14 protein-coding genes, 1 tRNA gene and 1 CRISPR repeat array are annotated in these 21715 nt (G+C 42.6%); of the genes, 9 read left to right on the top strand and 6 right to left on the bottom strand.

From position 1 onward, the window contains the following. Window positions 1-137: 137 nt before the first annotated feature. From cas1f to cas6f, 7 genes are all read left to right on the top strand, one after another. Complete coding sequence (gene cas1f / locus AAEY78_RS09230; RefSeq protein ID WP_352339055.1) at window positions 138-1133, top strand: type I-F CRISPR-associated endonuclease Cas1f; 996 nt, start codon at window positions 138-140, stop codon at window positions 1131-1133. Then, window positions 1134-4622: a type I-F CRISPR-associated helicase Cas3f gene (cas3f, locus tag AAEY78_RS09225; protein WP_352339054.1), complete on the top strand. Its 3489-nt coding sequence runs from the start codon at window positions 1134-1136 to the stop codon at window positions 4620-4622. A 276-nt stretch (window positions 4623-4898) separates the two neighbouring features. Further along, on the top strand, window positions 4899-5132 hold the full coding sequence (locus AAEY78_RS09220; protein ID WP_352339053.1) for a DUF2188 domain-containing protein: 234 nt from the start codon (window positions 4899-4901) through the stop codon (window positions 5130-5132). A 96-nt stretch (window positions 5133-5228) separates the two neighbouring features. Continuing rightward, complete coding sequence (gene csy1, locus AAEY78_RS09215) at window positions 5229-6608, top strand: type I-F CRISPR-associated protein Csy1 (RefSeq protein ID WP_352339052.1); 1380 nt, start codon at window positions 5229-5231, stop codon at window positions 6606-6608. After that, window positions 6605-7576, top strand: a complete 972-nt coding sequence (csy2, locus tag AAEY78_RS09210) for a type I-F CRISPR-associated protein Csy2 (protein WP_352339051.1) — start codon at window positions 6605-6607, stop codon at window positions 7574-7576. Before csy1 ends, csy2 begins: the two co-directional genes overlap by 4 nt. 75 nt (window positions 7577-7651) lie before the next feature. Beyond that, window positions 7652-8677: a type I-F CRISPR-associated protein Csy3 gene (csy3, locus tag AAEY78_RS09205; RefSeq protein WP_352339050.1), complete on the top strand. Its 1026-nt coding sequence runs from the start codon at window positions 7652-7654 to the stop codon at window positions 8675-8677. Window positions 8678-8680: 3 nt separating this feature from the next. After that, window positions 8681-9298 (top strand): type I-F CRISPR-associated endoribonuclease Cas6/Csy4, encoded by a 618-nt coding sequence (cas6f, locus tag AAEY78_RS09200; protein ID WP_352339049.1) that lies wholly within the window; start codon window positions 8681-8683, stop codon window positions 9296-9298. Window positions 9299-9480: 182 nt separating this feature from the next. Continuing rightward, a CRISPR array of direct repeats spans window positions 9481-15332; the repeat unit is 28 nt; unit sequence CTTCATCACCGCTCAGGTGACTTAGAAA. A 217-nt stretch (window positions 15333-15549) separates the two neighbouring features. Here cas6f and AAEY78_RS09195 read toward each other — a convergent pair. The 3 genes from AAEY78_RS09195 to AAEY78_RS09185 are packed head-to-tail and all read right to left on the bottom strand — an operon-like array spanning window position 15550 to window position 17257. Then, window positions 15550-15837 (bottom strand): hypothetical protein, encoded by a 288-nt coding sequence (locus AAEY78_RS09195; RefSeq protein ID WP_352339048.1) that lies wholly within the window; start codon window positions 15835-15837, stop codon window positions 15550-15552. After that, entirely contained in the window at window positions 15834-17030 is a 1197-nt protein-coding gene (locus tag AAEY78_RS09190; RefSeq protein WP_352339047.1) for an Arm DNA-binding domain-containing protein, read from the bottom strand. The genes AAEY78_RS09195 and AAEY78_RS09190 overlap by 4 nt, the downstream gene beginning before the upstream one ends. A gap of 11 nt (window positions 17031-17041) precedes the next feature. Beyond that, a complete protein-coding gene (locus AAEY78_RS09185) occupies window positions 17042-17257 on the bottom strand; it encodes a DeoR family transcriptional regulator (RefSeq protein WP_352339046.1) in 216 nt (71 codons plus the stop codon). Window positions 17258-17374: 117 nt separating this feature from the next. On the opposite strand from AAEY78_RS09185, the gene AAEY78_RS09180 reads away from it, so the two are divergent. Next, complete coding sequence (locus AAEY78_RS09180; protein WP_352339045.1) at window positions 17375-17608, top strand: helix-turn-helix domain-containing protein; 234 nt, start codon at window positions 17375-17377, stop codon at window positions 17606-17608. Between the two features lie 217 nt (window positions 17609-17825). On the opposite strand, the gene AAEY78_RS09175 is transcribed toward AAEY78_RS09180, so the two are convergent. Then, window positions 17826-17902, bottom strand: a tRNA-Val gene (locus AAEY78_RS09175). A 237-nt stretch (window positions 17903-18139) separates the two neighbouring features. Here AAEY78_RS09175 and AAEY78_RS09170 point away from each other — a divergent pair. Further along, on the top strand, window positions 18140-18367 hold the full coding sequence (locus AAEY78_RS09170; RefSeq protein WP_352339044.1) for a hypothetical protein: 228 nt from the start codon (window positions 18140-18142) through the stop codon (window positions 18365-18367). 38 nt (window positions 18368-18405) lie between these two features. Here AAEY78_RS09170 and AAEY78_RS09165 read toward each other — a convergent pair whose 3' ends face one another. Together AAEY78_RS09165 and AAEY78_RS09160 are read right to left on the bottom strand one after the other, a co-directional pair. Then, a complete protein-coding gene (locus tag AAEY78_RS09165; protein ID WP_352339043.1) occupies window positions 18406-20619 on the bottom strand; it encodes a transglutaminase TgpA family protein in 2214 nt (737 codons plus the stop codon). After that, entirely contained in the window at window positions 20616-21647 is a 1032-nt protein-coding gene (locus tag AAEY78_RS09160) for a hypothetical protein (protein WP_352339042.1), read from the bottom strand. The genes AAEY78_RS09165 and AAEY78_RS09160 overlap by 4 nt, the downstream gene beginning before the upstream one ends. Between the last annotated feature and the right edge of the window lie 68 nt (window positions 21648-21715).

Below are 21715 nucleotides of genomic sequence, written 5' to 3'. Positions count from 1 at the left end.
AGACAGGTTTTGGTGTTCATTAACTACATAGATACGACATCTGTTGTCGCAATAAAATTATCAACCATTGTTTTGCAAATATAACTCCAGTAGAGTAAACCTTATCTTAAGCATGGTTTTACACTACTGGAATTATTATGGCTAAACCAACCAATCCTTATACAGACAATAGCTTTGATTCATCTGATTTAAAAACTATCTTACATTCTAAACGTGCCAATATTTACTACCTATCCCATTGTCGAGTCATGCAAAAAGACGGTCGTGTTTTATATTTAACTGAAGATGATAAGGCAAATCTGTTCTATAACATTCCTATTGCCAATACCACATCACTATTACTGGGTACAGGGACTTCTATCACTCAAGCTGCCATGCGCCTATTATCACAAGCTGGCGTATTGGTTGGCTTCTGCGGTGGCGGTGGTACTCCATTATTTATGGGTGCTGAACGTGAGGTTTATGTCGAATGGATGACGCCGCAAAGCGAGTATCGCCCGACTGAATATATTCAGGGCTGGATGAGTTGGTGGTGGGATGATCATAAACGCCTAGCTGCAGCAAAAATTTTACAGCATGCCAGATTAACTTACTTGCAAACGATCTGGAGCAAGGATAGCGATCTCAAACGTTGGGGTTTTGATCGTAGTAATGCGGCAGTAGATAAGTTACTTACCGATAATATCCGTCAAATTGATCAACAAATGGAGGTCATGCACCTCTTGCAACTTGAAGCAAGATTAACCAAAAGTCTATATAAATTGGCTGCTAAGAATACAGGCTACGATGGCTTTACCCGTGAACACGATGGTATCGACAAGGCTAACGGCTTTCTCAATCATGGCAATTATCTGGCGTATGGACTTGGTGCCACAACCGCATGGACGCTCGGTATTCCGCATGGTTTTGCGGTGATGCATGGTAAGACGCGACGTGGTGCTTTGGTATTTGATATCGCCGATATTATCAAGGATGCGTTAGTGCTACCCCTTGCCTTTATCTGTGCCAGCGAAAACATGAGCGAGCAGGAATTTCGCCAAGAGTGCCTGAATATGTTTACTAAGCATAAGGCGCTAGATTATCAGTTTGAAGTGATTAAGCAGATTGCTATGACTACTGATTGGGAGGCATAAATGATTGTTACTTTCGTCTCGCAATGTGAAAAAAACTCACTCAAGCGTACTCGTAGAATTTTGGACGCTTTTGCTAATAGGATTGGCGATAATGTCTGGCAAACCGCTATCACGGAGGATGGTCTTAAAACGGTTAAGCAGCTCTTACGTAGTTCAGCCACTAAATCGACGGCGGTGAGCTGTCATCGTAATAAGACTCGCCAGCTAACTGAGCTGGTCTGGGTGGTGGGGAATAAGCGTAAATTTAATGAGGTTGGGGTAGTTCCTGTGAACCGCACCAAACGAAACATCCTACATAGTGAATGGGAAAACGAATGGAGCTACGCCAGTAGTATTCAAATCATCGCCACCATATCCGCCCTACTTCACGACATTGGCAAGTCAACGATTGGTTTTCAAAAAAAACTTATTGAAGGCAGCAAACAAGGTGATTCTTATCGTCATGAGTGGATATCATTAAAACTGTTCGAGCTAATGATTGCTGACTGTACTACTGATGAGGCATGGCTTGAACGTTTGATGCAGTTAGATAAGTGGTTAGCAAATAATGATATAGAAAAATTACTGGCTAAATCCAATCAAAATACCGTCAATATAAAAGCGATGCCGCCCCTCGCCCAGTGGGTCGCTTGGTTAGTTGTCACCCATCACCGTTTGCCACCTGCGGATAAAGTATTTCATTCTTTTACTGCTATTCAACGTATGCAACAGCCCAAAGAGACACTAACTTATAAGCAAGATTTGCAACAGTTTTATAGCAAGTTAACGCCTTTTGACTACTGGGTTAAAAACCCTAAATCTTTAGAGGAAATGGGTAAAGCACAATTAAGAGACTTTTGGCAATTTGAGCATTTAGTGATTAATAGTTCAGCTTGGCAAAAAAATATCAGGCGCTGGTGTAAAAAAGCACTCAATGATCCTGCGTTAATGCAAATTAGTCAGCAAGCAATTGATGATAAGAAAGCTATTAGTGATCCGTTTTTACTACATTTATCTCGGCTATGTTTAATGGTGGGTGATCATAATTACTCCAGTCTTAAGGAAAACGACTCACGCTGTATAACTATTAATAGCCAATTCAAAAACCTTGCAGCTAACACAGATCGGACGGCTAGCATACCAACCGTTAAACAATCTCTTGAGGAGCATTTATTAGGCGTTGGTACTTTTACCGCTCACTTTTGCCGTGCGCTACCTATTATTGCTAGCGAGATGCCAACACTACGCAATCATGACCCACTGGCCAAGCCTACCGGTATAGAGCGTTTTAAATGGCAAAACCATGCTTTTAAGATGACCTATAGCTTGCAAGAAGCCACGCGTGAGCATGGGTTTTTTGGGGTAAATATGGCATCGACAGGCGCAGGTAAAACCATCGGTAATGCTCGTATTATGTATGCTTTAGCTGACCCTAAAAAAGGTGCGCGTTTTACCATTGCATTAGGACTGCGGATTTTAACTTTACAAACAGGGCTGAGCTTTCGTAAAGACTTGAAGTTAAAAGGCGACCAACTAGCCATATTAGTTGGTGGCAGCGCCAATAAAAAACTGTTTGAGCTCGCCTATGATAATAAGACTAACGACATTACCGATATCATCGGTGAGTATGCAAAAGACAGGGAGCCTGATAATGAATCTACAAGCTTTGGTAGTGAGTCTAGCGAGGATTTGTTAGATGAGAGTGTCGATAGCGATATTGATTATCAAGACTATGAGGCGCTAAATCTCGATACTGTCATCGCCAGTCCTAAAGCGCGTGATTTGATATTTGCGCCTATCGTGACTTGTACGGTTGATCATATTATTCAGGCCAGCGAGTGCAAACGTGGCGGTAAATATATCGCGCCTATGCTGCGTCTGCTAAGTAGTGATTTGATACTTGATGAGCCTGACGATTTTGACCAAGCGGACTTGCCTGCGCTTTCTCGCCTTGTGCATCTTGCTGGACTCTTTGGCACACGAGTGCTGCTATCTTCTGCCACTTTGACACCTGATTTAGTCACAGGGTTATTTGAAGCTTATATGGAAGGGCGAAAACTATTTAACCAAAGTCAAAACAAGCCTGTGCCAAAAGTAGTCTGCGCATGGTTTGATGAGCAGCCTAAAGCGATGATGTCTGAACAATGCGCCGATGTGAATAGGTTTCAAGATAATCACAAACAATTCTGTGATAAGCGTGCCAATTATTTAGCCAAGCAGCCTGTTAGGCGTCAAGCAGAAATACTACCCTTTTCAGCCCCTTATACTAAAGATACAGCAACACAGTTTTATAGCGCTTTGGCACAAACGCTAGTCGATGCAGCTGTCAATTTGCATGATAAGCATCATGAAGTGCTACCTAGTTCTAATAAGAAAAAGTCTACTCAAAGTACACAAGTGAGTATCGGACTGGTGCGCGTCGCTAATATCAATAACATTACTGATATTGCGATGGAATTATTTAAAGCAGACAGCATTACTGTACCAGAGAATACCATGTTGCATGTGGTGTGCTATCACGCCAAGCAGCTATTGCTACTACGCAATGCTTTAGAAAATAAGCTTGATAGAATATTAGATCGTAGTGACTCAAAAACTAATGTTTTTAGTCATTCTGAAATCAAGCAAGCCATTGCCAACTATACTGCTAAAAAGCATATCTTTATGGTATTAGCGACGCCCGTCGCTGAGGTTGGGCGCGATCATGATTATGATTGGGCAATCGTCGAACCTTCTTCTATGCGTTCTATTATTCAGTTGGCTGGTCGTATCTGGCGGCATCGTCCTGATAAAATCGCTAATGAGCCTAATGTTTTACTATTGCAATACAATATCCGCTACTTCAAACACCTCAATGCTCAGCGACCTATCTTTACGCATCCAGGGTTTGAAACCACACTATTCAAGCCACCAAGCTATGATTTGAATAAGCTAATGACGCAAGAGCAGCTAGCACAAGTCGATGCGAGACCTAGAATTGAAACTTCTCAAAATAAAACTATAGAGACGCTAAGCGATCTTGAACATCGAGTCATGCGGCACTTGTTAAATAGCCCTAAGCTTAATTATGTCAATGCTTACTGGGATAGCAAGGCGACGGCTAATCGTACTCATACGTACTTACAGCAAATCAGTCCGTTTCGAGCAGGAATACCACAAGAAGATTGGTTACTAATTCCGCGCATGGTCAATGATGATGAAGATACTGATATGCCAAGTATAGGTTTTGACGCGTACTACGCTGAGGACATCTTTGAAAAAGGTTTAACCAAATCTACCCCTCAGAATAAAACCATTCAACCACTAGCCTTTAGTTTTGAGCATGAACAAATAAAGCCTTGGTTGATTACTTCATTGAATGACGTCTTACAAGATTTGCAACACTCACATTCTGATAAAAGTATACGGTCATTAGCGATTACTTATTCATCTGTCTCGCTTGATAGCATCAAGTCTAGCAACAGCAGTGGCTGGATGTTTAATGAGTTTTTTGGCTTTATTCGTGGATAAGTTTTAGCCAATTGATTACTGACATAAAAAAGCACGGCGTTAACCGTGCTTTTGATAAAAGCCACCTGTGCGGTGGTGAAATTTAAAAACGTTATACACATTTTCTAAGCCACCTAGATGATGGGTGGTTATTATAGCAATTTAATCACTGTTATTAAAAAATGTTATTCACATGGTTGTTATTAACAAGACATTATGTTCTAATGCTTTTAGATACTACATAACATTTATACGTGTATAGCTTGTTTTATAAAATTAACAAAAGGGAAATATCTGATGACAAAAGAATCGCATCATGTCGTACCGAACAAAGATGGTGGTTGGGACGTTAAGAGGGGTGGTGGCGAACGCTCCATTAAACATCATGAGCTTAAAGCAGATGCCGTCGGTCATGCACGTGACATCAGTCGTAATCAAAAGTCTGAGCTAGTCATTCATAATAAGAATGGCAGAATCAGTAATGCTGATAGCCATGGTAATGACCCTTACCCTCCAAAAGATAAGCGATAAGCTTTTTATTTATTGAAAGCAAGTATAGCGTATAAATACTTTCCATCTATACGCTACGTTTAGCAATATCACTAATCGCTATCTAGGATACTAGTAATGAATAACATAACCCCAGAACTAGCAAGCGGTGCTGTCAAAGACTTTCTTATCAGTCAATACGATAAAAAAACAGACACTGAGCAAAAGCAGCTTGCTAAAGCAATCGAGAGTAATGATTTTGACAAGATTACAGAATTAAAAACCACTTTAGCAGAAGCTAAAGAAAAATATAGTGTCGCTAACTGGATTCCTGATGCTGCAACGCGTATGGCAAAGCAATTGAACTTCGGTACGCATATCTCAAAAGGTGTGCATCCTGATGCAAAAGGCGATAACGTTAGCTTTAATATGGAGAATAGCTTACCGCAGACTATCGTAGGTACTCGTTCAATAGACAGTAGCTATATTGATGCTAATGGTAATGCCGCTGCACTGCCCCTTGCTGCCTTTTTTGACTTTGAGGTAAACGAAACAACTAAAATACGTGATCTCATTTTAGCGGACAACCCTGACTTTATAGCTGCGCTTATAGGCGACGAAGCTTTGGCAATGATGTATCAGCAGACGTTTAAAAATGCACTGCAAAATATTATTACAGATCCTGTAACCCATGAACGTAATAAACAAACGCTATGGGTCACTAATGCTTACGAAGGCATGAACGTTGATTCGTTTGATTATATTAATGTAATACCCCTCTACCCCTCCGTGCTTACTCATGAAGTTTACCAGCATATCAATCATCTTAAGTTTTCTGATGAAAATAAAGCTGCTCGTGATAATCGTTTTAAAAAATCTGTTGAACAGCAGCCTTATATTACTTTGAACGACTTAGCGACCCTTCAGCTTGGCGGTACGAAACCGCAAAATGTCAGTTTACTAATGAGCAAACAAGGTGGTCGCAACTATCTACTTCCCTCGCTCCCACCAATTATTAAACAAGAACGCTCGTTTAAACTATCCAAATCTGCCAAAACTATTTTTGGTACAGCTATGGAATACAACGCGCGTGAGGCGATTCAAAGTATCTTTAAATCTATCAAAGATACTCGCAATATTGTCGATGTCAGAGATGCGCGCAAACGTGCGATTGATGAGATGTTGTATCAGATATTTGATACCGCAGAAATAATACGCAGCACTATGCCTGCGGGCTGGTCAAAGGATTATGAGTTTGATTACTGTGAGCAACTTTGGCTCGATCCCAAACGCGCTGATCTTGATGGTGAAGAAGAATTTGAAGCGGATCGTGAAGAGGATGACTCATGGCACAGCCAAATCGTTCATCGGTTTGCCCGTTGGCTTAACACTTTGATGCAAGCTGAATTTAAAGAGATCGCTAGCGATTTTGGTGATGCGGAGCATTTGGAATGGGAGCGTGAGATTGAAGATATGAAAAAACGCTATGAGCGCGCAGGCAAAGGAGTATTTTTATGAGTCGTATAGATGATGATAATGATATTGGCGTGGTAGGTTATTTGCTGTTTAAAAAGGTCATAATTGATGGGGCAAATACTATCTCAAGTCCATTGACCTATGGCTTTCCGGCTATCACTGGATTCTTGGGTAGCTTTCATGCTATGTCACGTAAGATGGCCGATGATACACAGTTATCTGAGGTATCACTTGGCGGTGTGTTACTGGCCTGTCATGACTGTCAGCCGCAAATGTATCGTCCCAATACCTATAATAACTACACCTTTAACCAAACGCGAAACCCTATCAAAAAGGACGGTAAAACTGCTTCTATCATTGAAGAAGGCAAATGCCGCTTAGTCATGAGCTTTGTAGTTGAAATACTGGCAGAAACTAGCTTAACGGCTGAGCAGCAAGTGTCTGCTATCCAAGAAACAAAGCAGTGGATTCAGCAACAACGTATGGCTGGCGGAAGTGTGCATGGACTAGCTCGCTTTGAACCCGTACAGTTTTTTGATAGTAGTGATATTAGTGCCGTCATACCGCAGCTGTTACCCGCTTTTGTACTAATGGATGCGCAAAACGAATTTGCGCAAATTATAAATGAGGTACAAAAAGACAATCCAGATGCAACGCCTTTAGATGCCTTGATAGACGTTTGCGCATTACATCATATTCCAGAAACCCAAAAAAACGGCGATACCAAATGGCTGACGACCTCACGTAAGAGTGGTCATGGCTGGCTAGTTCCTATGCCCATAGGCTATCAAGGAATATCTGACTTATATGATTCAGGTGTGATGCAAAACGTGCGTAACCCTAAATATCCTAGCCAATATGTCGAGGCGATATACAGTCTTGGCAAATGGGTTTATCCCCAGCTTTTAAATCGAATCGGCGGTGAGCATGATATTGCCAATGCATTTTGGCGTTACCACTATGATGCTGATAACTCGCTATATTTGGTTACTCAGCAACAAGATTTTTAATACCACTTCTAATCTTTAGAACTGATCAACTTTTAAGATAGATTCACTTTAACTTTTATTCTCATGGAGAAATTTATGTCAAAATCAGCCCTAAAAACTGCCTCAGTCCTTGCCTTTGAGCGCAACCTAGACGTGTCAGATGCCTACCTCTGGCAGACTGATAGCCAAGCAGTCGATAAAACAGCAATGCCTTCGCCTGTGGTTATCAAAGAAAAATCAGTTCGCGGAACGATAAGCAATCGTCTAAAAAACACTATTACTAATGACCCTGCCAAATTAGATGCCGAGACTGAAAAAGCCAATTTACAAAAGGTAGATTCTGCGTCATTAGATGAAAACAACGATACGCTTATCGCTCGTTTTAGCATGAAAGTATTGCCTTTCACTGGCAAACCTAATGTCTGTAACGATCAAGAGTATCAGCAAGCCTTGCAGCAAGTAGTCACTGATTATATTAATACTCAAGGTGTCGATGAATTGGCGCGCCGCTATGCTATTAATGTATTAAATGCGCGTTGGTTATGGCGTAATCGCGTCGGCACTGAAAGTATCAAGGTCACCGTCAAGTGCAATGGAAAAACTATCACCATTGATGATGCAAAAGCTTATGGACTAAAAGGTTTTGATAATGATGATGCTAATATTAAGCAAGTTACGGACTGGATCAAAGCAGGTCTAAATGGCGATGAATTTATTATTCTGTATATCGAAGCACAAGCTATCATCGGTTATAGTCAAGAGGTCTATCCTTCACAGGAGCTAATCCTTGATACAGGTAGCAAAAAGAGTAAAGTGCTTTACCGCGTCAGTGACCGTAAAGGCTCTGAAGATAATGCTGGTATGCACTCACAAAAAGTCAGCAATGCTATTCGTACTATTGATGATTGGTATCCTGATGCCCAGTTTCCTATCGCGGTTGAGCCATATGGCGCAGTGACCACACTAGGTACAGCGTTTCGTCAGCCTAAAGCTAAGATGGATTTTTATACCCTATTTGATAATTGGGTACTAAAAGGCGATGCACCAGATATTGAGCAACAACATTACGTGATGGGTGTACTTATCCGTGGCGGCGTGTTTGGTGCCAGTGGTAAGGAGTAAGTTATGACTGACTCAAAAAGCCTGAACTATTTCCAAGAAATAACCATAATCCCTGACCCTGAGATTGCGCCCTACTTTATTTGGGGCAAATTATTTACTCAGCTGCATATAGCGTTGGCGGATGTAAAAAACAATCATAAGATTGACTCCATCGGCATCAGCTTCCCTGACTATCATTACGATGATAAAAATGAGCAGTCATCTAAGCTGGGACTAAAACTTCGCGTCTTTGCTCCTAATCAAAAAGACTTAGAAACGCTAAATCTTGATAACTGGTTATCTAGACTGACAGATTATGTGCACGTCAAAGGTATTAAAGAAGTACCTAGAGATAAAATAATGGGTTATGTCAGCGTACACCGCTATCGTTTTAAACCGATAGAGGTGCAAGCACAAACATTAGCAGATAAGTTAAAGGTCTGTTATGAGGAAGCAATGGCGATAGTTGTTAAACGCAAAGCCGAATTAAAGCTGCCTTTTATCAGAATGTTTAGTGAAAGCAATAAAACCCATTATCCATTGCAAATTTTACAACAACCTAGTGAAGAGGACGTAACTGGTGGTTTTAATGTATACGGTATGAATGGCATGCGCGATAGCGTTACTGTGCCGCAGTGGTAGTAGATAAAATTAAAGAGTAATGACGAATTACCCTTTAATTGGGTATAAAAACCCTTTTTTTAATCTATTTAAAAACTTGCAATAAAATCAAATAGTTACAACAAGGTAAAAACTGGAGGGTAAATTAGGGTATTTTGCCCTCCGCGCCTTGTTGTAGCTGATTTTTTTGAGGTATAATTCCTCTTCATCACCGCTCAGGTGACTTAGAAAGAAACACCTAGTCATGAATTTAGTTAAAACTATCTTCATCACCGCTCAGGTGACTTAGAAATTAAACCCCTGAAAAAAGAGTTAGCCGAGCTTCTTCATCACCGCTCAGGTGACTTAGAAATTTGACAGCTTGGGCGTGTAGCTCTTGTAAATCTTCATCACCGCTCAGGTGACTTAGAAAACTCTATTTTTGCCTATTCAGACAAAGGTATTCTTCATCACCGCTCAGGTGACTTAGAAAGCTAGGGCGTTAGTCTTTTAAATCTAAAACACCTTCATCACCGCTCAGGTGACTTAGAAACACTCCCTAGCGGTACGTCCATCTTTGCGACTCTTCATCACCGCTCAGGTGACTTAGAAAAAAATGGCGTTAAAAAGACGGTGATTTCAAAGCTTCATCACCGCTCAGGTGACTTAGAAAATGATAAGGGGTTACTACGCCCTCAAATCATCCTTCATCACCGCTCAGGTGACTTAGAAAGCAAATCAAGGCGGAGGTCGATGCACAGATCGCTTCATCACCGCTCAGGTGACTTAGAAAGGATAATATAGCGACACCTTGGCATCATCGACTCTTCATCACCGCTCAGGTGACTTAGAAAACCTAGAGATAGACGACCCAAGCCACAACGACCTTCATCACCGCTCAGGTGACTTAGAAAATTTCCGTTTTCCTGTTCCCTGCTTTTGGTTTCTTCATCACCGCTCAGGTGACTTAGAAATTAGTTATCAACAGCCAAAAGGTTTTTAATGTCTTCATCACCGCTCAGGTGACTTAGAAAGAAAACGAACCGCAGACAGTGCAAGAAGCGCACTTCATCACCGCTCAGGTGACTTAGAAACACTGCTCACGGATTGCCTTTAGTTCTTCTCTCTTCATCACCGCTCAGGTGACTTAGAAATTTTGACGCTGGGCTAGCTCTGTTCTTAGAGGCTTCATCACCGCTCAGGTGACTTAGAAAAGTAAGCTCTACTAGTCCCGCTGGTCAAAACTCTTCATCACCGCTCAGGTGACTTAGAAAGTCAACGGTGAACATGTCTGCTGTGTTTACATCTTCATCACCGCTCAGGTGACTTAGAAAATCAACCCGAAAAATGGCGCGAGATAACCAACCTTCATCACCGCTCAGGTGACTTAGAAAAAGTGTCCAATCAGGGTTAGCAAGGTGTGCATCTTCATCACCGCTCAGGTGACTTAGAAAAAACGCCCAACAGGGTTATCCTCGTCAATGTCTCTTCATCACCGCTCAGGTGACTTAGAAACCTCTACAGAAATCGGTCATACTGCAAACTAACTTCATCACCGCTCAGGTGACTTAGAAATAACTGATTGTCGTTTAACCCTTCAACGGTAACTTCATCACCGCTCAGGTGACTTAGAAAAACCCCATTGACCCCAAACGCAAACGCCTGATCTTCATCACCGCTCAGGTGACTTAGAAATTCAGTTAAAATTGCAGTAGCAGCCCCTAATACTTCATCACCGCTCAGGTGACTTAGAAATGCATTGGTCGCAACAACAATCAGTAACTCTACTTCATCACCGCTCAGGTGACTTAGAAATAATACTTGAAAAGCTGTAGATAGACCTATAACTTCATCACCGCTCAGGTGACTTAGAAAATCTAAAGCTTCAACATGGCAGACGTCAGTAGCTTCATCACCGCTCAGGTGACTTAGAAACCAATCATCGCATTGTCATCTGTGCTGATGACCTTCATCACCGCTCAGGTGACTTAGAAATATGCACTACTACAACAAGGACAGTAAACAGACTTCATCACCGCTCAGGTGACTTAGAAAATTTACTCTTAATCCCTATCATTGGTTTTTCCTCTTCATCACCGCTCAGGTGACTTAGAAATGCTAAATTGGTGAATGAGGAAGATACAAGCTCTTCATCACCGCTCAGGTGACTTAGAAAGCAATCGCTTAATTCGTGGTCTGCATTACTGTCTTCATCACCGCTCAGGTGACTTAGAAATACTACATACTCTTTCAATAACTGAGGCGCTACTTCATCACCGCTCAGGTGACTTAGAAAACTCTAAATCGCAAGCGCTTACCAATAAAGAACTTCATCACCGCTCAGGTGACTTAGAAAAACCGCCGCGCCCTTCATGCTTGTTCGCTCCCCTTCATCACCGCTCAGGTGACTTAGAAAGCAAATCAAGGCGGAGGTCGACGCACAGATCGCTTCATCACCGCTCAGGTGACTTAGAAAATGGAAAGTTCCACGGAAAAACTCTAACGAGCCTTCATCACCGCTCAGGTGACTTAGAAAAACCTCGCCGTTGGGTGTTACGCGCCAATCAGCTTCATCACCGCTCAGGTGACTTAGAAAGAGCAAGCAGCTAACAGAAGCTATTAGGGTTTCTTCATCACCGCTCAGGTGACTTAGAAATGCGTAATGCGTAGCACTCGCTGCGTATCATACTTCATCACCGCTCAGGTGACTTAGAAATATATCTCAAACTATTGCGCTTGACGCTAAACCTTCATCACCGCTCAGGTGACTTAGAAACGCGGACTACAAGCAGACAAACTCGCAGCACTCTTCATCACCGCTCAGGTGACTTAGAAAGTCATCATCGCGTGATTATTCCGTGCAGCCGTCTTCATCACCGCTCAGGTGACTTAGAAAAGACGGTTAAACAAGCTGCTGCGCGGGGTGCGCTTCATCACCGCTCAGGTGACTTAGAAAATCATGTCAGGCGGCATCTGCTGCATATCGTCCTTCATCACCGCTCAGGTGACTTAGAAAATTTAAAGATGTGGGCAGTTTAAACCACCCAACTTCATCACCGCTCAGGTGACTTAGAAAAATCAGCCAATCAGTACCGCTTGGGATGCCGTCTTCATCACCGCTCAGGTGACTTAGAAAACCCAACTATTATAGCTACAGGGGGTAAGACTCTTCATCACCGCTCAGGTGACTTAGAAAGCTGACTGCTTTATCATCGTGACATGATTCTTCTTCATCACCGCTCAGGTGACTTAGAAACTTCATACACGCGCATAAATGCTAAGAAATATCTTCATCACCGCTCAGGTGACTTAGAAAGCCTTTGACGCTTTAACGGTTAAGGGCAAATACTTCATCACCGCTCAGGTGACTTAGAAAGTTAAGCTCTCGCTTTAACTTAATGCGCTCGGCTTCATCACCGCTCAGGTGACTTAGAAAACTAAATTATTTATTGAAGACGCTCGGTTATGCTTCATCACCGCTCAGGTGACTTAGAAAGTAGAGATTCAGTGCAGATAGAAGCTTGGCATCTTCATCACCGCTCAGGTGACTTAGAAAAAACAAAGCGGTCAACGCTATGTAGCAGCTGACTTCATCACCGCTCAGGTGACTTAGAAACAAAAAGTATCAACAGGGTAATCAAGCTCAGGCTTCATCACCGCTCAGGTGACTTAGAAATGGTGAAGAGTTTGAAGTATTATCGCGCATATCTTCATCACCGCTCAGGTGACTTAGAAAAATGTTTAAATACTGCTGGGTGTGGGAAAAGACTTCATCACCGCTCAGGTGACTTAGAAATTGTTATTCAACGCCTTAAACTCAATTACCCACTTCATCACCGCTCAGGTGACTTAGAAATTTCGCCCCTCACTTTGACGGTCAATTCTAATCTTCATCACCGCTCAGGTGACTTAGAAATTGAACCAAACCTTCCACTTCTGAAACAAATTCTTCATCACCGCTCAGGTGACTTAGAAAAAGAGTCGCAAGCCAGCCATGATATATACCGCCTTCATCACCGCTCAGGTGACTTAGAAAAGCAACGCAATTTTATGTGCCGTCTCAAACGACTTCATCACCGCTCAGGTGACTTAGAAATTCTTAGGGACTAATCTAACTCAGTCAAGTATCTTCATCACCGCTCAGGTGACTTAGAAATGCCAATGCTCGTTATCTCTTTGGGCTGCGTACTTCATCACCGCTCAGGTGACTTAGAAATTAAAGCCCACGCGCTGCTAAGAACTCATCATCTTCATCACCGCTCAGGTGACTTAGAAAAGTGATAGCCCATGATTTGAAACGCACCCCATCTTCATCACCGCTCAGGTGACTTAGAAAATGCTGCTTGGCACCGTCGTTCATACTTTGGTCTTCATCACCGCTCAGGTGACTTAGAAAAACTGGTAAAGCGTATCTTGCGCGTACTCAATCTTCATCACCGCTCAGGTGACTTAGAAAAATGACGACTATCACGCCATGCCTGAGTTGAGCTTCATCACCGCTCAGGTGACTTAGAAAGTATAGCTGCATCGGGTCGGCTGTGACTGGCTCTTCATCACCGCTCAGGTGACTTAGAAAAATGGCAGGCGTACCGCTTACTGGTACACCGACTTCATCACCGCTCAGGTGACTTAGAAAATAAGACGCTGTTCCGTTAGCAGTTGCAATCACTTCATCACCGCTCAGGTGACTTAGAAAAATGACACGCAAGAAGTTGCCGACCTAAAATCCTTCATCACCGCTCAGGTGACTTAGAAAGGTCGATAGCGACGAGTACGAACCTGATTATTCTTCATCACCGCTCAGGTGACTTAGAAATTGATGTTGGCAGCTTGGCTAAGAAAATGGTTCTTCATCACCGCTCAGGTGACTTAGAAAGTAGTGAAGCCATACAAGGCATCAATACGAGTCTTCATCACCGCTCAGGTGACTTAGAAATGAACGAGAGTTTGTAGCGCGGTGCTTGGATACTTCATCACCGCTCAGGTGACTTAGAAATCCTGGCTCTTATACCAACTCTCAAGCCCCACCTTCATCACCGCTCAGGTGACTTAGAAATGAGCAGCGCAAACGGTCACTGGCAACCAATCCTTCATCACCGCTCAGGTGACTTAGAAAACTCCCTCATTTTTCCAGTGAGCGCCCAGCACCTTCATCACCGCTCAGGTGACTTAGAAAAGCATTAAATAACTTTGGCGGTGGGTTTCTCTCTTCATCACCGCTCAGGTGACTTAGAAACAAAAAGCCAAGTCATACGCAACAAGTGCTGCCTTCATCACCGCTCAGGTGACTTAGAAACTTGATTTCTTCTTGATCGGTTCGACCTGATTCTTCATCACCGCTCAGGTGACTTAGAAAATTATCTAAGGCTGGCGTGCTAGGCGCTGGCTCTTCATCACCGCTCAGGTGACTTAGAAATTAAAAAGAACATCATTGACGATAATATAACGCTTCATCACCGCTCAGGTGACTTAGAAAACCAAGCGACTTCATGAATGATTATGTTTACACTTCATCACCGCTCAGGTGACTTAGAAAACAGCCTGACGATATGCAGCAGATGCCGCCTGCTTCATCACCGCTCAGGTGACTTAGAAACTTTACCCAGTTTTATGATGGTCAAATGTAATCTTCATCACCGCTCAGGTGACTTAGAAAGCAAGATATGCCAGTCGATGATGGAGGTATGACTTCATCACCGCTCAGGTGACTTAGAAAATGACATTGACCGCCATACTGTTGCCTAGTGCCTTCATCACCGCTCAGGTGACTTAGAAAAGTGTCAGCCACCAAAGAAATGGCTAAACATGCTTCATCACCGCTCAGGTGACTTAGAAAATAACCAATACAAACGATTGGTTGCCAGTGACCTTCATCACCGCTCAGGTGACTTAGAAATAAATCCTCGGTCAATCGACTCGCAATAAATCCTTCATCACCGCTCAGGTGACTTAGAAAACCAATGGAAGATGGTCAATCTTTTGCTGATTCTTCATCACCGCTCAGGTGACTTAGAAAGCAAATGCTGCCCAATTTTTGGCACGCAATGCCTTCATCACCGCTCAGGTGACTTAGAAAGAATAATACTAATGGCGTTATTAATTACTTTACCTGTGCCAAAAAACCAGACAACGTCAAGCTGTCTGGTTAATAGTAATCATTGTTCCTGATCAACTATGATGTGCTCACCACAATGCATTCTATACACTTCAAAAGAGTAACTTATCATTGAGGTTATCTGATTAATATCTATTAGTACCTTAATTGGACAACAAATCCTCCAATGTTTATAGAATTAACAACCATAATGCTGTGGTAATATTCCGTATAATTTACGCTCAAGCTGATAGAATATATCCTCAACCATATAGCTTGGTTGTTTATCTAGCTGTCGTTGCACCCAAACTCTGAGCGCGCGATGGTTGTCAAAGCAAATCTCCACCTCTAAAAACCGTGCTAAACCTGAGCCATTCTGTATATGCATATCATTAATCAAACGATTGGCAATAATATTCGCATCAGCACTCAGATGTCCGCTGCGTTTATGAGACTGTAAAAGCGTATCATAATCAATGATTTTCATTGTGACGTCTCCTTATCAGCAGATAATTGATTAGCCTGACTACGATTTAATAATGCCTCAAATGCGCTACCATCTTGACGAGTCATATTAGGCACATAGCGACTATATGTGTTAAATAGCATCTTGGTCGTGGAGTGCCCCATTTGGCTGGCAATCCACTCAGGACTCTCTCCTGCTGCTAACCAGAGCGTCGCTGCCGTATGTCGTGTCTGATAGGCATTACGTGTCTTCAGTCCTAAAAGCCGCAGCGTAGGATGCCACACTTGCTTATTGATATTATTATAATCAAGCGGCGAACCAGTATGAGCACAAAACACATAATCTGAGCGCTCATAAGTGACTTTATGTTGCTCTTTTAATGCGTCATACACCCAAGGTGACATTTGAATCGCTCGATAAGACTCTTGCGTCTTAGGGGGAACTATTTTGCCTTTAACGAGTGCCTGCTTGATCACGATTTCACGGCGACTAAAATCAACGTTATCCCATGTCAGCCCATCAATCTCACTGGTTCGCATACCGGTAAAAAAACGTACCAAATAATAGTTACGATAATCTTCTCTTACACCATTGATGAACTTCCAGACTTCCTCTAAGGTAAATGGCTGAATATCCGTCTTCGGCTCTTTGAGAGACTTAATGTCATCATAAGGATTATCAAACTTATAGCGTTTTGCTGCCTCTTTTAGTATCATACCTAAAGGTACCATTATCGAATTGATGCGTGCCGCTGACAGATGTTTGCTAGCTTTTCCGTACGTTACTTTGGCGAGCGATGAACGGAAGGCTAACACATCTGTCTTTTTTATGAGATGAATGGGCTTAGACCCAAACTTAGGAAGCAAATACATATCAATAATCTCCTGTATTTTGCGCTTATAAGTATCACGCCATTCAATTTCCTTTTCAGAAAACCATAGCGTGGCAAATTTTTTAAATGAAGGAAGGCTTGTATTGATACATTCCTTACGATCGTTTAGCGCGACCATCTCATCACATCTATCACTTTTAGGAAAATACTGGGCATAATTGAAAATACCTAAAGTAATCTCCACCTCCATTTTCTCGATTGCTTTTTCAAGCTTTTTGCGATTGGCAGGGGTGTCGACTAGATTGGTCGTTTCACGACAACGAACACCCATGTAGCGAAAGTCGACGACTAGTTTGTTATAACGGCTTCTGATGCTAGCCATTTTATTTCTCCTTATTGTAGTACCATGGCATTGACGCTACCTTTAATACTGGTGCGCATGTCTTTTTCAATTTCTTCCCACACATACAAAATCTTGCGACCGCCAAATGGACGAATATAGTGAATCCCTTCAATGAGCACGGTATCCTTTAAATCATTACGAATAGTGCGCGGGTTGTATTTGATACGCTCAGAAAGCTCTTGGGTGGTTAGGTAGGTGTGTGACATAATAGGTTCCTTATATAAAGTTTAATCATAATGGTACTTTTAAATACCATAGTTGTAATTTACCACATATTTATAACTATGCAAGTACTTTTTATAACTATAGTTGGAGTTTACTTAATGATAGTTAATCACCTTCCTACCTTATTAGCGGAACGAAGGCTAAAGGTAGCGGATGCCGTAAGAGCAACAGGTATAAGCAAAACAACATTACATAAAATTTACAACGATCAATCATCAAGGATCGATTTTGAGACTATAGATAAGCTTTGTGAGTATTTGGAAGTAGGAGTAGGAGATGTTTTTGAATATGTAGATGAAGTCAAAAAAGATTGTAATGACAAAGAGGATTAAAATTTAGAGTAGAGGTCAAAAAGAAGAATTGAGGTAGTCATTTTTTTAAAGGGTGGTCACGTTTTGGTCACCTTCTGGTCACCGTCCCTTTTTTAAGCCATTATAGATGTGAGTAAAAATGAAAAATAAGGACAGGTAAAAGTGAGTGAAAATCGCTACAGCCCATATTTTACAGGCAAAAAAAAGCCCCAACCTTAAGATTGGGGCTTTCTAAATTTGGTAGGCATAAGCAGACTCGAACTGCTGACCTCTACCATGTCAAGGTAGCGCTCTAACCAACTGAGCTATACGCCTATTTAGGTTGAGTATTCTATCAACTTTCTACTACTTTGCAAGCATTTTTTCTAAAAAGCGCTCATTATTATGTACTAGCGATTGCAGACGGTGATTATCTTCATAATTAAGCAACTTACCGTAGTATTTTATGCTAATTTACTATTTTTAATGACTACCCTATCTATTAAATATTGGCGAATCCACTGTCATTAATACTAGCTCTTATTCCTTATATTCTATCTAGGACACCACCGCATGAAATCTATATTATTATCCTTAACTGCTGTATCGCTTTTATCGACCAGCGTTGCGTATGCGTGCGATGCCCATAATAATACTAACCAGCAAGCCCCAAAACAAACCATTACTGCCAAACACAAAGCCAAAATTCATACTACTGTAACTAAAAAAGCAGTTACCAGTAAAACCCAGCCGCAGAATCTAAATCAAAGCATCAAAACGGTTAGAAAGGTAATAATTTAAATGAAGCGATATTATAAATAACGGGTAACATCCGCAGCTTATTTTAGTAGGCGTACTGTTTTCTTCAGCTGTTGTAAGGTTTGCTGATACTCTAGATGATGAGTATCAAATGTGCTTAATCGCCCATAACGCAGCTGACGATAATTGTGTTTGATATCATGAATATGTTGGATATGCTTTTCAGTAAGTTGGCTGTCTTCAGAAGTCTGCTCATTGTTTGAAAAAGCAGCATTTGAAGTAAAGGCAGTAGCTACCCTATCTAACCATGCCAGCGGATCTTCATAATCATGGCGAGCAAGCACTTTATCATGCTTACTTAATGACTTTGATAACTGCGCTAATGGCAAATCAACTGGATGATAGCGCCTGCGTCTGAGCTGCCAAATAGTCAGTGCCAAGATTGAGAGTACAGTAATGGCGCTCCCTGCTAGCCAAATAATCTGCTGCGTTACTGAGCTAATATTGAGCCATTTTAACAGCGAGCCTGCTTGTTTATCTTGGTCGTAACCAACGATGTCTTTTTGCCAATAATAGCTGGCTTGATCCGATAACCGGCGTAGGTTTTGTAGCATTTGATACTGTTGATAGCTGATTTGCGCGCTAGCCCCATCGCCAAATAATGCCGCCCCTTGCGCTTGGGTCATCGCATTCATGCCCTGTTCTACCCGCTCAGGCGCGACAAAACTGGTCGGATCGACCCGTACCCAGCCTTGCCCATCCAGCCAAACCTCAGTCCACGCATGCGCGTCCATTTGTCGCACCTCCCACACCTGACCACCCCGACTGGGCGCACCGCCCTGATAGCCTGCCACTACTCGCGCTGGAATGCCAGCCGCACGCAGCATAAAGGTAAAACTTGAAGAATAATGCTCACAAAATCCGGCTTTGGTTTTAAATAAAAACTCATCAATGCGATTATTATTCAGGCGTGGCGGCGATAAAGTATAGCGAAACTCGGTCTGATGAATCCAATTTTCAAGCGCCTTTATGTAGCTGATGGGATCAGAACCTGATTGGGCAAATAACTCCTTAGCAAGGGCACGTGCTTGCGGATTGCCACTATTTGGCAACGCTAGATTAAGCTGCCGCGCTGATGCATCAAGCGTGCTATCAATAGCCATTGGCGCAAATCGCAGAGCATCATAGCGCAGCTGCTGAGTGACCGGCTCAGATTGTAATAAGGTAAAATCTGACGTCAGGCTAATATTCTGACTTTGAGTTAAAGGGTAATCTAAGCCAAATAACCAACGCTGCTGAGTGGGTTCTAGTATCACCTCATAGCTAATAGGTATGCTTTTATTGTCATCAGGAATGGTGGCAAAAGCCGACTGTGCCCAAGGCGGTGCTGGCAATGTCGTTTGCCATAACTGCTGCGTGGCACTCGGACGCCACGTTACCCCATCAAAGTCACTAAATACCAATCCGCGCCAGTATAAGTCCTCTCGCGGTGGGCGATTATCGCCAAACTGTACTCGGAATGCCAATGCCGTCGATTGACCTAAACTGGCAAAATCACCCGGTGACATACTATCTGACACCCCAGTTGTCGCTTGTTGCCCTGATAGCTGCACCGACCATAACGGCGGCAAGCGCGGAAAAAATAAAAATAAGACCACGAGTAGAGGAATAGCACCAATGCCTAAAACCCTTAACGTCCGCAAGCGCCCTTTACCATCAATATTGCCATCATCATTGAGCGCAATAAAGGCTAATAAAACAATCGCTGTACCTAAGATAACCTCTAAGGTAGTCACCAGCCCTTGGTCCATTAAGAACAGCGCGGCAAGCACAAACAACGAGAGGTTCAATACCACATAAGCATCGCGTCGCTTGTACAGCTCCCACAGCTTACTGATTAAGCATAACACTAAAAACGCCACGCCCATATCCAGCCCAAACGTACCGTTATAGGTCAACCATAGCCCAGCCAGACCCAATAAAAATCCCAGCATTTGCATGCCTTGATACACGCGTTTTAACTGCTTGGTACGACGAAATTTCGCCTTAATACGGGGTAGCTGCGCGCAAATACTGATAATGGCAAACCCTATTAACCATAACGGCAAATGAGCGGCATGCGGTAAAATCACAAGAACTTGAGCAATAAGTACCCAGTAATATGCCGGAAGCGCCAGCAATTTACGATACCATTTACGATTTGGAGAGGCGTTAGCACTCGCCTGAATGCTTTGACCTAGCGCCAATGTCTCAAACGACTGCGCACTGGAGCGCTGAGATAAGTTTATGGTCATGGTGATTTTGCCAACTTTAATAAGCACGTTTGAGCAAAGGCATCGCCTTGTCCAACCACCGCCGAAGATGGCTCATTGGGCAAGCGCATGGCAAAGGGTACACCAAGCTGACTAAGATTCATCGCGCCATAGGCTAGTTGCGCCAGTTTTTGCTCATGATGGGCTGCTGGCATATCCCCATAATCCAAGATCTGCTCGTGCCCGATAGGATCAGCAAAATGTTTGGTCAACATCCCTTGACCACGTGCCACATGCGCCCAAGAAACACGCGCCAATGACTCACCTACTATATAGTTATCTAGACGCTCAAAGTCATCTTGACCTTGCTGATATTGAGTATATTGACCGCCTATTGGCATATCTTCATTGCTCAGCGCCAAATATTGCATCTGACCTTCAAAGGCTTCAGGTTTCGGGTATACCCAAGCAGTACGTGCAAAATATACATAAGACCAAGCGCGCATAATGCCAAGCGGATAAACCGTCTTAACTTGTAATCGTGGCAGTATAAGCTCACCGCGCTGCGTGGTTATAATCGGCAACCGAACAATCTGCTCGCCGTGCAAATGCGCTAGCAACAGCTGCTTGCCATCTATATTGTCTTTATTTTTTTGAGCGGAGTCTTGATAAACGCTGTGCTCAAAACCTAATAATAACTGCCGCCGCGGTTGCCTGCTATCACTACGTAGCTGTAGCGTTACCCACACAGGTGCACCCACTTCTGCCATAGTGACTTCTAATAATTGGATTTGCAGACCGGATATATGGGCAAAAGTGACATGAAAGCTGACCAGCCACACACTCACCAGATAAAAACATAGCCCCAATACCAAATTATTACCATAATTAATACCAGCAATAAAGGTAATGACTAATAGCAAGGCAAAAAGCAGCCCTTCACGACTAAAAAAAATATAAATATTGCGCAGATTTAAAGTCGCATGGTCACTTCTTGGCGCACGTTTGGCAAACCAATGCGCAAGCGCTGTCGCTATAGGAAGGGTTAACTTGCGAGGTAAAATACTCATGACAACCTTGTCTATACTATCGGTATTCGGTTATATCAGATTCATTATAATAAAGGCTATTAGCCATT

The sequence above is a fragment of the Psychrobacter sp. 16-MNA-CIBAN-0192 genome, from assembly GCF_040309565.1.
Taxonomy (GTDB): domain Bacteria; phylum Pseudomonadota; class Gammaproteobacteria; order Pseudomonadales; family Moraxellaceae; genus Psychrobacter.
The sequence above is the reverse complement of the archived record's forward strand: the minus strand, read 5'-3'. Positions and strand labels throughout refer to the sequence as shown.

What these genes read in the sequence shown, in the direction of transcription:
- cas1f (WP_352339055.1), top strand. Translation starts at nt 138, where the DNA reads ATGGCTAAACCAACCAATCCTTATACAGACAATAGCTTTGATTCATCT.
- cas3f (WP_352339054.1), top strand. Translation starts at nt 1,134, where the DNA reads ATGATTGTTACTTTCGTCTCGCAATGTGAAAAAAACTCACTCAAGCGT.
- AAEY78_RS09220 (WP_352339053.1), top strand. Translation starts at nt 4,899, where the DNA reads ATGACAAAAGAATCGCATCATGTCGTACCGAACAAAGATGGTGGTTGG.
- csy1 (WP_352339052.1), top strand. Translation starts at nt 5,229, where the DNA reads ATGAATAACATAACCCCAGAACTAGCAAGCGGTGCTGTCAAAGACTTT.
- csy2 (WP_352339051.1), top strand. Translation starts at nt 6,605, where the DNA reads ATGAGTCGTATAGATGATGATAATGATATTGGCGTGGTAGGTTATTTG.
- csy3 (WP_352339050.1), top strand. Translation starts at nt 7,652, where the DNA reads ATGTCAAAATCAGCCCTAAAAACTGCCTCAGTCCTTGCCTTTGAGCGC.
- cas6f (WP_352339049.1), top strand. Translation starts at nt 8,681, where the DNA reads ATGACTGACTCAAAAAGCCTGAACTATTTCCAAGAAATAACCATAATC.
- AAEY78_RS09195 (WP_352339048.1), bottom strand. Translation starts at nt 15,837, where the DNA reads ATGAAAATCATTGATTATGATACGCTTTTACAGTCTCATAAACGCAGC.
- AAEY78_RS09190 (WP_352339047.1), bottom strand. Translation starts at nt 17,030, where the DNA reads ATGGCTAGCATCAGAAGCCGTTATAACAAACTAGTCGTCGACTTTCGC.
- AAEY78_RS09185 (WP_352339046.1), bottom strand. Translation starts at nt 17,257, where the DNA reads ATGTCACACACCTACCTAACCACCCAAGAGCTTTCTGAGCGTATCAAA.
- AAEY78_RS09180 (WP_352339045.1), top strand. Translation starts at nt 17,375, where the DNA reads ATGATAGTTAATCACCTTCCTACCTTATTAGCGGAACGAAGGCTAAAG.
- AAEY78_RS09170 (WP_352339044.1), top strand. Translation starts at nt 18,140, where the DNA reads ATGAAATCTATATTATTATCCTTAACTGCTGTATCGCTTTTATCGACC.
- AAEY78_RS09165 (WP_352339043.1), bottom strand. Translation starts at nt 20,619, where the DNA reads ATGACCATAAACTTATCTCAGCGCTCCAGTGCGCAGTCGTTTGAGACA.
- AAEY78_RS09160 (WP_352339042.1), bottom strand. Translation starts at nt 21,647, where the DNA reads ATGAGTATTTTACCTCGCAAGTTAACCCTTCCTATAGCGACAGCGCTT.